The 14,498-nt window shown below is 53.2% G+C and carries 15 protein-coding genes and 3 pseudogenes; 5 read left to right on the forward strand and 13 right to left on the reverse strand.

Annotated features, from left to right (window positions below):
• Positions 1–209 (forward strand): annotated as a pseudogene (locus tag GF617_RS22770) (hypothetical protein); the annotation flags it as partial.
• An 8-nt stretch (positions 210–217) separates the two neighbouring features.
• Here the strand turns inward: GF617_RS22770 and GF617_RS22775 are convergent.
• The 5 genes from GF617_RS22775 to GF617_RS22795 all read right to left on the reverse strand — a co-directional run bounded on the left by GF617_RS22775 (position 218) and on the right by GF617_RS22795 (position 5,230).
• Positions 218–652, reverse strand: a complete 435-nt coding sequence (locus GF617_RS22775; protein WP_203452494.1) for a GNAT family N-acetyltransferase — start codon at positions 650–652, stop codon at positions 218–220.
• Positions 653–763: 111 nt separating this feature from the next.
• Entirely contained in the window at positions 764–2,854 is a 2,091-nt protein-coding gene (locus GF617_RS22780; RefSeq protein ID WP_203452495.1) for a TonB-dependent receptor domain-containing protein, read from the reverse strand.
• 354 nt (positions 2,855–3,208) lie between these two features.
• Positions 3,209–4,207: a class I SAM-dependent methyltransferase gene (locus tag GF617_RS22785; RefSeq protein ID WP_181621680.1), complete on the reverse strand. Its 999-nt coding sequence runs from the start codon at positions 4,205–4,207 to the stop codon at positions 3,209–3,211.
• A gap of 168 nt (positions 4,208–4,375) precedes the next feature.
• Entirely contained in the window at positions 4,376–4,900 is a 525-nt protein-coding gene (locus GF617_RS22790) for an NAD(P)H-dependent oxidoreductase (RefSeq protein WP_181621670.1), read from the reverse strand.
• 15 nt (positions 4,901–4,915) lie between these two features.
• Positions 4,916–5,230, reverse strand: a complete 315-nt coding sequence (locus GF617_RS22795) for a DUF1330 domain-containing protein (protein ID WP_203452496.1) — start codon at positions 5,228–5,230, stop codon at positions 4,916–4,918.
• Positions 5,231–5,347: 117 nt separating this feature from the next.
• On the opposite strand from GF617_RS22795, the gene GF617_RS22800 reads away from it, so the two are divergent.
• The gene (locus tag GF617_RS22800) at positions 5,348–6,304 is read left to right on the forward strand and encodes a LysR family transcriptional regulator (protein ID WP_203452497.1); all 957 of its coding nucleotides are present in this window, start codon (positions 5,348–5,350) and stop codon (positions 6,302–6,304) included.
• 61 nt (positions 6,305–6,365) lie between these two features.
• Positions 6,366–7,454, forward strand: coding sequence for an AAA family ATPase (locus GF617_RS22805; RefSeq protein WP_203452498.1), 1,089 nt, complete (start codon positions 6,366–6,368; stop codon positions 7,452–7,454).
• 14 nt (positions 7,455–7,468) lie between these two features.
• Here GF617_RS22805 and GF617_RS22810 read toward each other — a convergent pair whose 3' ends face one another.
• The 7 genes and pseudogenes from GF617_RS22810 to GF617_RS22835 form a co-directional block, all read right to left on the reverse strand.
• The gene (locus tag GF617_RS22810; protein ID WP_181621666.1) at positions 7,469–8,422 is read right to left on the reverse strand and encodes a GlxA family transcriptional regulator; all 954 of its coding nucleotides are present in this window, start codon (positions 8,420–8,422) and stop codon (positions 7,469–7,471) included.
• A 26-nt stretch (positions 8,423–8,448) separates the two neighbouring features.
• Positions 8,449–9,228, reverse strand: a complete 780-nt coding sequence (locus GF617_RS22815) for an MBL fold metallo-hydrolase (protein ID WP_181621665.1) — start codon at positions 9,226–9,228, stop codon at positions 8,449–8,451.
• Between the two features lie 98 nt (positions 9,229–9,326).
• Positions 9,327–9,512 (reverse strand): annotated as a pseudogene (locus GF617_RS27250) (LysR substrate-binding domain-containing protein); the annotation flags it as partial.
• A 140-nt stretch (positions 9,513–9,652) separates the two neighbouring features.
• Complete coding sequence (gene nlpA / locus GF617_RS22820; RefSeq protein WP_181621664.1) at positions 9,653–10,453, reverse strand: lipoprotein NlpA; 801 nt, start codon at positions 10,451–10,453, stop codon at positions 9,653–9,655.
• 156 nt (positions 10,454–10,609) lie between these two features.
• Positions 10,610–10,741 (reverse strand): annotated as a pseudogene (locus GF617_RS22825) (VapC toxin family PIN domain ribonuclease); the annotation flags it as partial.
• Complete coding sequence (locus GF617_RS27255) at positions 10,735–10,929, reverse strand: hypothetical protein (RefSeq protein WP_239006589.1); 195 nt, start codon at positions 10,927–10,929, stop codon at positions 10,735–10,737. The gene GF617_RS27255 and the pseudogene GF617_RS22825, both read right to left, overlap by 7 nt.
• Positions 10,930–10,972: 43 nt before the next feature.
• Positions 10,973–12,487, reverse strand: coding sequence for an MDR family MFS transporter (locus GF617_RS22835; RefSeq protein ID WP_181621663.1), 1,515 nt, complete (start codon positions 12,485–12,487; stop codon positions 10,973–10,975).
• A gap of 78 nt (positions 12,488–12,565) precedes the next feature.
• On the opposite strand from GF617_RS22835, the gene GF617_RS22840 reads away from it, so the two are divergent.
• Positions 12,566–13,225, forward strand: a complete 660-nt coding sequence (locus tag GF617_RS22840; RefSeq protein ID WP_203452499.1) for a TetR/AcrR family transcriptional regulator — start codon at positions 12,566–12,568, stop codon at positions 13,223–13,225.
• On the opposite strand, the gene GF617_RS22845 is transcribed toward GF617_RS22840, so the two are convergent.
• Positions 13,222–13,641 (reverse strand): GNAT family N-acetyltransferase, encoded by a 420-nt coding sequence (locus GF617_RS22845; protein WP_181621661.1) that lies wholly within the window; start codon positions 13,639–13,641, stop codon positions 13,222–13,224. The two genes, GF617_RS22840 and GF617_RS22845, sit on opposite strands and share 4 nt — an antisense overlap.
• 201 nt (positions 13,642–13,842) lie before the next feature.
• On the opposite strand from GF617_RS22845, the gene GF617_RS22850 reads away from it, so the two are divergent.
• A complete protein-coding gene (locus tag GF617_RS22850; protein WP_203452500.1) occupies positions 13,843–14,412 on the forward strand; it encodes a TetR/AcrR family transcriptional regulator in 570 nt (189 codons plus the stop codon).
• Positions 14,413–14,498 lie beyond the last annotated feature (86 nt).

Genomic DNA, 14,498 nt, shown 5'->3' on the forward strand with positions numbered 1-14,498 from the left:
TCATGATGTCCCTCTGGGATGCGCTCCGGATGAATATGATGATCTCATATCAGGAACTTGTTCGCACCTTCCCTAAATCGCGAATTGCGAACTCTCTTGCTTTAATTGTTTTTGGTGGAACCTGGAAAAAGCAGCGACTGTTTAAAGAAGTCGAAGGAGAAAAAGATATTGTCGGCTTATTAAAATGGGATAAGAAAGCTAAACGCTGATCTCGTTATCACCCCAACCGCATATGCAGCAACGGAAACAGATTCCCCTGCCCGTCCCGTTCAGAGCGTCCAACCTGCACAAACCCCATATACTGATAAAACGCGACACCCTGCGGATTCTGCTCGTTAACATCCACTTCATTCACGCCGAAATATTCGACCGCGTACTTCAGCAGTAATTTACCTACACCTTTCCCGCGACTCACGTCATCGACAAACAGCATTTCAATGCGGTTTTGATCTACGCCTAAAAAGCCGTGAATCACTCCCGTTTCATCCCGGGCAATCACCACCCTGAGATGGGGGAGATACGCGTTGAGCAATAACGGGCGCAGCGCCGCAATATCGCTTTCCTGTAAAAAGTGGTGAGTGGCGCGAACGGATGATTCCCAGATCGCGACAAGACGTTCAAATTGTGAAGAGACTGCAGTTTCGATTTTCATGAGGGGATGATGTTCGGGTCACGGATGAAAAGCAAGCGCCTGGCCTGCTGCTACAGCATTCTTCCTGCCAGTTAACCCCGGTTATACCGGGGCTTGTTTATGCGCTGAACATCAGAACTGATACGCCACACTGGCACGGAAACTCCGTCCGGGTTCGTAGTCTGCACCCAGTACGCCATAGCTGTTGCGCGACGTGTGGGACACATAGTTTTTATCAAAGATGTTGTATAACCCCAGGCTTACCGTCAGGCCATCCAGCGTACCGGATGCGGGCGCCCATTCCACCGCCAGATCGTTCACACCATAGCCAGGCTTTTTCGTTTTCTCATCTTTATAACGCGTGTATAACAGTGAGTTCCAGTGGAGGGACAGGTCATATTTCGGCAGCAAATACGTCAACCCTACAGTGTACTTATCGCCAGTATCGCGTCCCAGGATATCACCATATTTAGCCACCCCTTTGACCATCAATGGTGACGTATAATCAGTGCTGATATGAGAATAGCTGAAACGGGTAATAATATTATTTACCGCATAATTCACCGACGCTTCATAGCCATCGACAACCGCATTACCGGCATTAAAACGCTCTGTGAGTTCAGATACACCGGGAACAGCTGTCTGGACAATAAGATTATCGTAATGTGTGCGGAAATATTTACCGACAAGACTGAACGTGTCCTCTTGCACAATTAGGCCACGATGGTCGAAGAAAATGCCGACCTCTTTATTCTCACCGGTTTCCGGCTCAAGCTGGTTTTTCTGGTTAAACTTGCCGGAATTAACGCGGATCGATTCGGTGGTATCGGGAGCACGGAACAGTTCAGTGTAGTTAGCAAATAAGCCCAAGCCGGATTCAAAACGGTACTCAGCGCCAAAGGCTTTGGAGAATTCAGTGAATGTCTGGTCCTCATCGCCAAGCATATCTGCCCGATAATGATCGTAGCGAATCCCCGGTGTGAGCGTCAGCCCACCCAACTGTACGGCATTTTCCAGATACCCAGAGTTGCTGGTCCCCTTTTCGCCATCCCAGGATGCGGTTTTCCGCCCACTGGAATATTGGTAATCATCACGATGATTTTTGGTCTGAAACCATTCATAGCCCACGCGCAGCGTGTGACCAAAAGCTCCCGTCTGGAATTCAGAACGGTTGTCAACGTTAATGCCCCAGGTTTCCACACTCGTCACCCAGCCACCGTCCTGGTTATTCCAGCGCTTTTTAACACTGGCGTTCGCTTTGCCGGAACGGATGGCTGCGGCCATATTTTTATGCGGCTGGCTGCGATCGAGTTCATTTTTGGTGTGATAACCCGCCACGTTGAGGTCAACCCATCCGCTACCATCAACCGCTTCATAAGAGAGCGTTTGGGTTTCACGGGTAAAACGTTGCGGCGTGTAGTCCTGGAAATTAGCGGTGGTCGTCGGGCGATAGGAAAACTCAGCGCGGAACGGATATTCACCGTCCGATTTTACGCGCTCCGCCGAGACTTTTATTTTTTGGCCTTCAAAAAGATCAACACCGGCTTTCACTAAATAGCTTTTATCTTTGCCATCTGCGCCAATACGCGTGCCATCTCCGCTTTCGCCATAGTCGTAATCGCTGTGGCTTATATAGCCCAACAGGTCAACGCGATCGGCCACCCGGCCAAATAATGTCAGGGAGTTAGACCATTCGTCGTTATTGGTGTCGTAACCGGTTTTAACCCGTGCGCCGTAACGTTCACCTGGTCGCAGCAAATCAGACGCGTCAACGGTGGTAAATTTCACCGCACCGCCTAATGCCCCGGAACCATGGACCACAGAGTTAGCCCCCACAGAGACATCAACCTGCTTTAATAACGCTGGATCAATTAACAGATTACCGCCATGGTGAAAAACATCGCCCATCTGGCGCGCACCATCAATGGTAACGTTGATTCCCTTGTCGCTTACGCCGCGCATATAGATTTGCTGATTAAATCCATTCGTCCCGCCAACATCAACGCCAGGAATATCACGCAGAATATCTTTGATAAGTTCCGGCTGACGGGCGGCGATTTTATTCTCGTAAACATGGGTTTCTTTTGGCGTACTCTCCACCGATGCCACAACCTGAATAGTCTCAACGTCCTCGATGTTATTATCTGTTTCGGCAAAAACCGGCGCGCATAACAGTACGGCTGCGCCCACTAATAATTTATCACGTCCATATGATGTGGACATATTCGATCCCCTCACTCAACACAAATAAAAGTGAGAATCATTTTCATTATTAATTGCAGAAAGTTAATATTAATTACAAAACTTTACCGTTAATGTTAATTATATATTTCATGAATACATAGTTATATTTTATTTATTTTGTGGCATTTATTTGCGTGGGGAATATATAAAGAGAGGAAATACGCATGAGGCAGATCGTTATTTAAAACAATAATACGCTGTCGCTGTACTGACTGGCATCCCTTTCTCCGTGGGTATTTATTCTACAAATAGCAGGTGAATACCGATTAACGTTTATCTGACATTCGCCGGGAATATCCGGCGACACACTCCGCTGACAGAACCGCCCGCGCGTCAAATTCGCATTTCCATCACCGCATATACCCCATCCTTCGGCACAATCACCGTAACATTTTCCACCGGCACTCCGGCCGCGAGATGGATAGCCTGTAGCTGCTCTAATGAGCGGGGGAAAATATGCGACCAGCCGATACAACGCAGGGTGAAGTCGATTTGCGGACTGCTGGTCAGCATATTCGACACAATCACCGCCCCGCCGGGTTTCACCAGCCGCAGGGCACGCTGCAAAAAAATCACCGCATCTGCATCGTTGAAGTATTCAAAAATCCCCAGCGCATCCACCAGTTCAGCCTGATGTTCGCCCAGCTCCAGCAGAAGATCTTCACTGCGGATAAACGTCTGAATCAGGTCGCGCCTGAGCAGAGTCAGTTGTTCTCCGACATTCAATCCCTCCTGCGCGGCCATGGTTTCGGCCCAGCGCAGCGCAACGGGGTCATTATCCACCAGCGACAAATGCACGTTCTGCCCATCCAGTTTGGCGGTTCGCAACGCCTCCAGTACAGGAATAGCTGCGCCACTTGCCAGGCTTATCCAGTCACTTTCAATGTCGTTGTGGATGTACTTGTCCACCAGTGTCGCCAGAACCCGCGCGCGGGAGCGCACGCCGATGGCGTCGTTAGCATGGATAAACCACTGACGGCTTTCCTTGTCCATCGGCGTGCCTTCGGGGAGCTTATCTTCCAGTGGATTTTGCACCACAAAGATCGCCAGCGCCGTGGGAACCAGCCGGGCACGCCATGCGGCCAGCGCCGGGCGGGTACGGTATGCCTGTTCAGAATAAATATGCTGGGAAATCAGTACAGCCTGGCCGCCCTCTTCGTAATCCATAAGAGGAGGCAGCAGCGCGAGGTCCGCTTTCAGCGCCTTGTCTATCGCGTTGATCTCGCGGGTGACGTCGTCTTTCATCGGCCACTGATCGCTGACATCGGGAAATGAAGCACTGTAAATCGTCATCGTTGCCGGTGCGTTACCGCGAAAAGGCTGCCAGTTCATATCGTTGTCCCCCGTTCGGCCATTAACGGAAGTCTATCCAGACGCCGCAACATTACCCTACGAAGAAAGCACGAAATGTACTCCCGGTCTAATTAGTGGCTGGAGGTATTTGAACTGCTGTAGCATTTTCCATCCTGGAAGGTGACATCCGACATCAGCTAACCTCCGTCACTGCGCAAGTGCCGCAGCCAGCGCCTGCTGGAACTGCGGTACATGGTCACGATTCGCCGCCGCCACTTCATAAAATGCCAGCGGTGGCAGCCAGGCCATTCCCACATACAGCGCGCTGGCTTTCATTGGGCTTAATACTTCATCCATAGAGCTTTGGATCAGCCCGGCATGGGAATAGGTGTGCTCACTCGCCCCGGCTGACGTCACCACCCTTAACGCCTTCCCCTTCAGCGCATCGCCGCCTGCACCAAACGCCCAGCCGTACTGCCACACTTCATTGAGATAACCTTTTAGCATCGGCGTCAGGTTGAACCAGTGGGTAGGATAGATAAACACCACGCGGTCTACCCCTTCATAAGCCGCTTGTTCTTCCGCCACATCAATGGCACTCACCGCGTTGCCATACAGCGACTCCAGATTTCTGACGATGACGTTATCCGTACTTTCGGCGGTCTGCTGCAGTGCATTGATAATGCGAGACTGCGCGGCATACGGGTGGGAAACAATCGCTAATGTTCTCATGATCTTCTCCTGTTGTTAGTGTTGTTCTGGCGCAACGCCTTTCACCAGCCAGGCGTTAGTGCGGGCGGCAGCGTGGCGGTAGTGAATAATCTCTTGATACGACGGAGAGTCGTGCCACGCGTGGGCCTGCTCAACACTGTCAAATTGCAGCATCACCAGCATCCCCTGCGGGCCGCTACCCTCAACGGTGTTGCACTGCCCCCCCATCACCAGACGCTTTCCGCCAAATGCTTGATAGCTGGCCTCCACTTTTTCCCGATACGGCTGCATCGCCGCCGGATCGTGGATAACAACATCAAAAATGAAATAAGCAGGCTCGGACGGTTTCATACAGATTCCTCACTGAATGGGGTTGATGTGGCGAGTATGTGCCCGTTTACTCGTAACGAGAATTGAGGTTATGGTTGATAGATAATCAACCTCAGGTTGTGAATGTGGGAGGGAAACATGGAATTATCACAACGCGTGCGGGCTATCGTCTCGTTTGTTGAAGCCGCTGATGCAGGCAGTTTTGCCGCCGCCGCACGCAGCCAGGGGATCAGCCCCGCGGCGGTGAGTAAAAATATTGCCGGTCTGGAGCAGGCGCTCGGCGTCAGGCTGATGAATCGCACCACCCGCACACTGAGCCTGACCGAAGAGGGGATCGCCTTTTTACACCAGGCACGCATTGCCATCAGCGCACTGGACACCGCAATGGATGCCGTCGTGGCCCGGAAAATGGAAACCAGCGGTCACGTTCGCATCTCCACCAGCGCCGCCTTTGGCCGCGAGCAGCTTCTTCCGGTACTGCCTGGCTTACGAGCGCGTTATCCGGGGATCTCGGTGGAAGTGGATTTTGACGACAGGGTGACGGATTTGATTGCCGACGGCTATGACCTGACCATTCGCGGTGGGCGCATTGTCGACTCATCGTTAATTTCGCGTCCTGTCTGCCAGCTGAAAACTGTGCTGGTAGCCTCCCCGGATTATCTGGCCCGTTTCGGAATACCGCGCACCCCTGACGACCTGCGGCAGCATCACCTGATTGCCCGGCGCTTTTTGGGAGGACGCGTCTCGCCCTGGGGATTCAGGGGCAGCGATGGCAGCCTGACCACGCTGGAGCCAGACTCAGCCGCCGTCACCCTCTCCGCGCCGGAAGCACAAACGCAGGCGGCGCTGCTGGGGCTGGGCGTTGCTCAGGTCGGCGTTCATCACGCATTGGTCCATTTGCAGTCCGGCGCGCTCAAAGCCGTGTTGGTAGACCAACACGATCCCGGAAATTACGAAATGGTGATTCAATACCCCCATCGGGCGCTGGTCGCCCCACGCGTTAAGGTGACGGTGGAGTATTTACTGGACGCGTTTCGCCAGGATACGTCCCTGCATTTCCCGGTCGAACGGCTGGCGGATTATGCGGCAGGATAATTGCCGTTCCTGGCATGCAGGCAATAGACTATGACCATGCATTCACACCAGGCATTCACTGATGATTAACACCCTGCACATTGAAAACTACCGCTCAATTCGCCAGCTTTCACTGGAGCTGGAACAGCTCAATATCGTCTTTGGGCCGAACGGGACTGGTAAATCCAATATTTATAAGGCAATTCACCTGATGCACAGCGCGGCGCAGGGGCAATTTTCCCAGGCTCTGGCGAACGAAGGCGGAATTTTGAAGGTGTTCTGGGCGGGTAAAACGCGCAGCGATAGGCTGCGTCGCATGAACCTGGCAGTAGAGACGGACACGTACGAGTACGAGTTGCAGGTGGGGTTTGTCGAAAAGCTGCCTTATCCGTCGCAGTTCGATCTTGATCCGGTGATCAAAGAGGAGTCCATCTGGCTGAGTGGTCAGCACCGCCGCCCCTCGTCACAGCTGATGAGGCGTAAAAATCAGGCCGTATTTCTGAGCAACGTACATCATGAGAAAGTAACCCACAGCGGTACGTTGTATGAAAACGAATCCGTGTTCGGGCAACTGGGTGAGCCACATCTTTACCCGGAAGTGTCGCAGATGCGCGAGTCCCTGCGAAACTGGCGTTTTTATCACGAGTTTTCGGTGTCTTCCGGTTCAGCAATGCGCGCACCACAGGTGGGTTTCCGCTCCCCGGTGCTCGCCAGCGAGGGTGCAAACCTGGCCGCCGCGTTTCAGACGATTGTCGAAATTGGCGACGAATTACTGCTGATGCGCATTCTCGACCAGGCCTTTCCCGGATGCGTATTCTACAGCGATAATTCTGGCGGACGCTTTCGCATGATGATGCAGCGCGACGGGCTAGGCCGTCCGCTGGAACCGGCAGAGTTTTCCGATGGTACGCTGCGTTTCTTGTGCCTGGCTGTCGCGCTGTTAAGCCCTCGCCCACCCGCATTTATCGCCCTCAACGAACCGGAAAACAGCCTGCATCCGCAGATGCTGCCCGCCCTGGCGAGCCTTATCGCTGAAGCCAGCCGATACTCGCAGATCTGGCTCACCAGCCATTCACCTGAACTGGCGACCCTGATTGAAAAGCACCGTTCTTTTTCGCTGTATCAATTGTCGATGGTGGAAGGCGAAACGAGGATGGAAAGGCTGGGATAACGCGTCAAAACAGTCTACAGGTTCGCCCGGAAGGTCTTGCGCCATTCCGCGGGGCTGACCCCAAAGCGCGTTTTAAACTGCTGGCGATAGGTTACCGCAGACAAAAAACCCACCTGCCCGGCCACGGTTTCAATCGGCAGGTTACCCGCTTCCAGTAAAATCTGGCTACGTCGCAGGCGCTCAGCGGTGAGCCAATCGGCGACGCTCATCCCTGTCGCTTTGATAAAATGGCGGGTTAACGTGCGGCGACTCATCGACACCACCTCCGCCAGCGAATCCAGGTTGTGGGGGTCGGCGATGTGCCGCTGAAGATAGTCGATCAGACAGTTGATTCGTGCATCGCGCGTATCTACCGGAATGGGTTGTTCAATAAACTGCGCCTGCCCACCTTCACGATGCGGCGGCACAATCATCCGGCGGGCAATCTGGTTTGCCACCACGCTGCCAAAGCGCTGGCGAATGATATACAGACAGCAATCCAGCGCGGCAGCCGTTCCTGCGGAAGTGATGAGGTTGCCGTCATCGACATAGAGGGCATTGATATCCAGACGTACCTCCGGGAACAGTGACTGGAACTGGCGCTCGAACTCCCAGTGTGTTGCCGCCCGTTTTCCGTCGAGGATCCCCGCATATCCCAGCACAAAGGATCCCAGGCAAAGCCCAACAATTTCCGCGCCGTTGTCCCTTGCCTGAACCAGACTGTCGAGCAGTGATTGCGGCGGGCGTTCCAGAACGTGCTGCCAGTAAGGCACAACGACAATATCCGCCTGTGCCAACGCGGAAAAATCCTGCGTCGCGTTCAGTGAAAATCCATCTCGAGAGGTCAGCACTCCCGGATTTTCGGCACAAATCGCGACATTAAAGCGCTTTTCACCGGAGACCGTATCCCCAAATAAAATACAGGGAACGGAGTAGTGAAACGGGCTAAACCCGTCCACGGCGACAATCGCCACGTTTGTGAGCTGCATTTGTCTCTCCTTTCCCCGACGAATATTCAGAATATAACGCTTTCACCGTCCTGAGGAATGCTCAGGATATCGCTCACCTGGTTGGCCTCTGCGTAGTCACGCAGCGCACGACGGCTCAGCAGGCAGTGGTTGATCGCTTCCATATGAGTCGCAACAATTTTGGCCTGCGGCAGCAGGAAATGCACGTTCAGTACATCCTCCTGGCCCATAATAATTGGCCCAAACCCCAGCACATGAGCATAACCGGCGTTGATGACCACCACATCGGGCTGATGTTTTTGCAGATCCGCGGCCACTTCCGCACGCCAGATCGTATCGCCCACAATAAAGAGCGTTTTCTCATCAGGGTGACGGAAGACCACGCCGCAGGCCTCACCCAGTCGTTCCGCCAGTTCCGGCACAGCATAGGCGCGGTCAGTGCCGTGCTGGCCGCCCTGGGTTTTGCTGATCCTGATATCGCCAAACGCCGTTTCTTCGGTCATTACCCTCAGGTTGTTGAATCCCTGGGAGCGCAGCAACCGGGCGTCACTGTCGCTTTGCACGTAGATCGGCTTATCTTTAGCGATCAGGTCACTCGCTGCCTGATCCCAGTGATCGTCATGGGTGTGCGTTACGATGACCGCATCAGCATCCAGCAGTGTTTTCACCTCCACAGGCAGTTCAACCATGGGGTTGCGAATGTCTGCATGTGCCGTACCCGCAAAGCCTGGATAGGCATCTTTCGGGGCCAGCATCGGGTCGATTAAAAAACGTTTCCCGGCGTAGGTAATCAGTTGAGTTGCGTTACGGATCTGGGTGATGTTCATGGTCTACTCTCCTGTGGGTGTGGTAAGGAGAATAGCCAGAAGCAGAAGAATACGATGTGGGCTACAGGGCGATGATCGATGAAATCGGGTCAACACTTTCAGAGGCGTAACGCCTCCACCACCCGTGAAAAGGCCGGAGAGGGCTGCTTGCAGCTTGGGTAATACCGATAATAACCCGGAAAAGGCTAACTCCAGGGTTCCAGAACCCGGATTAACCGCCCACAGGCGATATGGTCGCCAAACACGTCTTCAGGAAAGAATGCGATGCCAAAGCCGGCTAACGAATCGCGCCCAATGCCGGTCACGTCGATCTCTATGACCGCACTGACCTGATCCCGTTTGCCAAACTGATGTCATTCTTCAAAACCAACCTGAAATAACCCGCCTGAGGCGTATAGCATGACGTTATACGCCTCATTCTTATTTACCAGCCAGGAACCGCACCACCGTTGAAGATTTTTTCCGCCGCTTTCGCCACTTCTGGCGACTGATACGACTGAATAAATTCCTTCACGTTTTCAGCCTCTTTGTTATCTTCCCGGGTGACCACAATGTTCACATATGGCGAGTTTTTATCTTCAATAAACACCCCGTCATGCACGGGAGAAAGCCCGGTTTGCTGGAGGTATGTTGTGCTGATGATCGCCACATCGACTTTCGGGTCATCGAGCACACGCGGCAACTGCGCCCCTTCCAGTTCCATAATATTCAGCTTTTTCGGGTTCGCGGTGATATCCAGCGCCGTTGGCAGCAGGCCGACATCCGGCTTCAGGGTAATCAACTTCTCTTTTTGCAGCAGCAACAGCGCACGACCGAGGTTCGTTGGGTCGTTTGGAATGGCGATAGTTGCGCCGTCTTTCAGTTCAGAGACCGATTTAATCTTGCGGGAATACCCCGCCATCGGGAAAACAAAGGTATTGGCTACCGCAACCAGTTTGTAGCCGTGCGCTTTGTTATCTTCTGCCAGGAACGGCCGATGCTGGAAGACGTTCGCATCCAGTTCACCATGATTGGTCGCATCGTTGGGCAGCAGTGAGCCGCTAAAGCCGACCAGCTCAACATCCAGACCATACTTCTCTTTTGCCACCTTTTTGGCGACCTCCGCGACATCCTGCTCCGCGCCGTTAATCACACCCACTTTAATGTGTTTGGCATCGCTGCCGCTTTGGTCGCAGCCCGCCAGCAGCAGACCTGCAAGCAGTAATGCACCGATTCGAAGTTTCACGAGGACAGTTCCTTTTGATAGACGTTTCAATGACTATATCGACAACGAGGCGGTACGCTAAAAAACGAAAAGGAATCAATAAGAAGGTTACGTTATATGCAGGTGTGACAGACCAGAGTTACCCCCTCTCCCGTGAGAGAGGGCGGGAGCGGGGCATCAGGCCGCGGCCGCCCAGTCTTCAACCGTCAATTCCTGTACCATTGTAAAGGCGTGATCGTTAGTGACAATCGTTGTCCCCCGGCTGATGGCGTGTGCGGCAATAAGCTGATCGAGATCGCCCATCATTCTTTCTCCAACCTTGCCGTCAAAATAACATTCCCTTCGTCATCCCACCGGATGTAGACGCTCTCCGTATCAAACGCGAACTCCGCAGGCAGCATGACGGCCTGGTTTCGCCCCTGCTGCGCGTTCCATTGCAACCTCTGTAGGTTTATTGACCAGGTCAAAGCATGCGCCAGCGGCTGCGAGGAAGACAAGCATGACCCTTCAAATTCAGGACAATGAGCCGAACGGCTAACGTCAGACCTGGCTTCGGCGCAACGGCGCTTCACGTAAAAGCCACGACAGTACAAATGCCAGTACCATAATGCCCGCCGCCATCAGGAATACCGCATGAATGGCAGAGCCAAATGCGTCGAGGTAGCTCAGTCGCAATGCTTCCGGCAGATGATGAATTGCCACTGGGTTCAGTTCACGCGGCAGTGTTGTCCCTTCAGGGATACGAGCGACCAGACCAGACTGCAGCACATGGGTAAACACCGCACCAAACAAGGCCACACCGATCGCCCCGCCGATGGAGCGGAACAGCGTTACGCCTGATGTCGCCACGCCATACTGGCTGGCCGACACGCTGTTCTGCACCGCCAGCACCAGCACCTGCATCACCAGCCCAAGTCCCATTCCCAGCACGCCGGTAAACAGATACAGCTGCCAGGTGGGCGAGTGAATCGAAATTTGCGTCAGCAGTACCATCCCGACCACGCCAAACAGCGTACCGAGGATCGGAAACAGGCGATATTTTCCGGTGCGGCTGATGATACGTCCGCTGATAATCGAGGTCAGTAATAGCCCGCCCATCAATGGAATCAACTGCAACCCCGCCTGCGTTGGCGTGGCATCTTTCACCACCTGTAAATAGAGCGGCAGGAAAGTTACCGAGCCAAACAGCGACATACCGATAATAAAACCGATCAGGCTACAGAGCAGAAAGCTGCGATCCCGGAACAGTGACAGCGGAATAATCGGCTCCCAAGCCAGCCGTTCTTCATAGATAAACCCGGCAATTCCCGTCAGGCCAAACGCCAGAATGCACCACAGTTGAGGGTCGCTCCATGAGCGAATCGTCCCCCCTTCCGTGGTGAACAGGATGATGCACAGGAGCGCCATACTGAGATAAATCGCCCCCAGATAATCGATTTCATGCTTATTGCGTCGGGCGCTACCGCGAAACACTGCGCCAATCACCAGAAGCGCAAACAGGCCCAGCGGCAGATTGATATAGAAAATCCAGCGCCAGGAGGCGTGCTGCACAATAAACCCGCCGATCAGCGGACCAATCACCGTCGCCAGGCCGAAGACACCGCCAAACAGCCCCTGGTAGCGACCCCGTTCCGCCGGGGGAATCACATCTGCGACAGCGGCCATACTGATCACCATTAGCCCGCCACCGCCCAGCCCTTGCAGGGCACGCATCAACACCAGTTGTGTCATGTTCTGCGCCAGCCCGCAAAGAACCGAACCCGCCAGGAACAGCACTATCGCAATTTGCAGGACAATTTTACGGCCAAACAGATCGCCAAATTTCCCGTACAGCGGCACGACAATCGTTGAACTCAGGATGTACGCCGTCACCACCCAGGAGAGTTTGTCCAGCCCGCCCAACTCGCCCACTATCGTCGGCAGCGCCGTGGAGACAATCGTCTGGTCAAGTGCCGAGAGCAACATCACCAACAGCAGTGCGCTGAACAGCAGACGAATGGACGGCGCGTTCTGCTGAGGGAGAGTTGGGGATTGAGTCGTTGAGTCAGACTCCATGAGACACCACTTGAAATTAATTAATGAGATAATTAATATTTGTATAAGTTATGAATCCGGTCAAGAGATCACGCCACGATGCCAGCACTAAAAGACAATTCTGAATCCATGCCGTCGGCCCGTCGCCCAGGACGTCCACGCGGTGGAAAACCTGTAACCGCGAGCCGTGAACAGTTGCTGGATATCGCACTGCACCTCTTTTCCCGTCAGGGGATTGCCAACACCTCACTCAATGCCATCGCCAAAGCGGCAGGGGTCACCCCTGCGATGCTGCACTACTATTTTAATTCCCGGGAACAGTTGCTCGACGCGATGATCGAGGAGCGTTTCCTGCCGTTACGCAGCAAAATCAGCGCAATTTTCGCGGAAAACCCCGATGATCCCGTCACGGCGCTCACCTTAATGGTAAAAATGCTGGCCGATCTGGCCGGGCAATACCACTGGTTCGCACCGTTGTGGATGCAGGAAGTGATTGGCGAAATGCCAGTCCTGCGTGCCCATCTGCACGCTCGCTTTGGCGATGAGAAATATCAAACGACGCTTGCCACAATCAAACACTGGCAGCAGGAAGGAAAGCTAAACCGCGAGCTTGCACCAGAGCTGCTGTTCACCACGCTACTGAGCCTGGTATTAGTGCCCTTCTCACGGATGCGGAATGACGAGAGGCTGACATCCCTCTCGCCAGATATCATTGTTCGCCACGCCCTGGCGGTGATTGGCAGTGGCATTGGCGGTTAAAGACGTTTCGACAGGTAATGTTTTTGCATACCTTGATACGGACAGTCCTCCAGCGTCATCTGTAGCTGATAACCCTGCTTTTCATAAAACGGGCGCGCCTGGAAGCTGAACGTGTCCACCAGCGCATGCAGGCAACCTATTTTCCTGGCCTCGTCTTCCGCCGCCTTCATGATCTGACTGCCCAGGCCTGCACCGCGCAGCTCACTGTTGACCCACAGATAATCAATATTCAGCCACTCGCCTTTGCGATTACCGATTAATCCCCCGATCATCACCCCCTGTTCATCGCGAACATACACCGCCAGATCCCCGCCGACAGCGGCAAAGTCAATAAACTGCATATTGTGAGATCGTAGCCCCGTTAATAACTCTTTTTTTTCATGTTCTGTGATGGTATTAGTGATGCTCAGCTGCATATTGTTCTCCTTATTTTCAGCGTATTCTGAATATCTCACAGCTTAACCTTCATAAAAACTCCTTATTCTCTCCTTTATTTCCTGAAGGAAATATTCATTCAATATCTTAATAAAAAAAGCGCTTTCCAATACGCTTCGAAAACGTATAATCACCACTAATGAGAACGATCATTCTCACTTTTTTACTTCAGCAGGTAACCGATGAGCACAAAGCTGGAAGAACGACAGAAACAACGTCAGGATGAGATCATCACCGCCGCGCGGCACTGCTTTCGCGCCAGCGGGTTTCATGCCGCCAGCATGTCGCAAATCGCGGCAGAGGCAAAGCTGAGCGTCGGGCAAATCTATCGTTATTTCAGCAACAAAGATGCGATTATCGAAGAGATGATCCGCCGCATCATCGACTACCGAATTGCCGAGATGGAAGGCAAAACCCAGACCGATCGCATCCCTCAGGTTTTGGCCTGGCGGGAAACATTAAGCGAAGATGACGACGCACTGATGCTGGAGATGTCCGCCGAGGCAACACGTAATCCTCAGGTCGCCGCCATGCTTGCCGAAGCGGATGCCCGCATGTTTGAAAATGCCGCTACGCACCTGAAAAAACAGTGTCCGCACCTAAGCGACGAGCGTATCCGCTGCTGCGTTGAAATCACGGCCGTCATGATGGAAGGCTCCATTTACCGGCGCTTAACCCCACAAAAAGTCGCACCAGAGCAATTAGAAAAAATGTATCGGGAAATACTCAATATGCTTCTCAATGCTAATTAATTAAAAATGAATTAATAACAGGGAAATAGACATTTCCCGTTTTTCATTTCCGCTAATAGCGGAGATGCAATATCGCTGTGCCTTTA

Origin of the sequence: Lelliottia sp. RWM.1 (genome assembly GCF_016859735.1) — a bacterium.
Taxonomy (GTDB): Bacteria; Pseudomonadota; Gammaproteobacteria; order Enterobacterales; family Enterobacteriaceae; genus Enterobacter.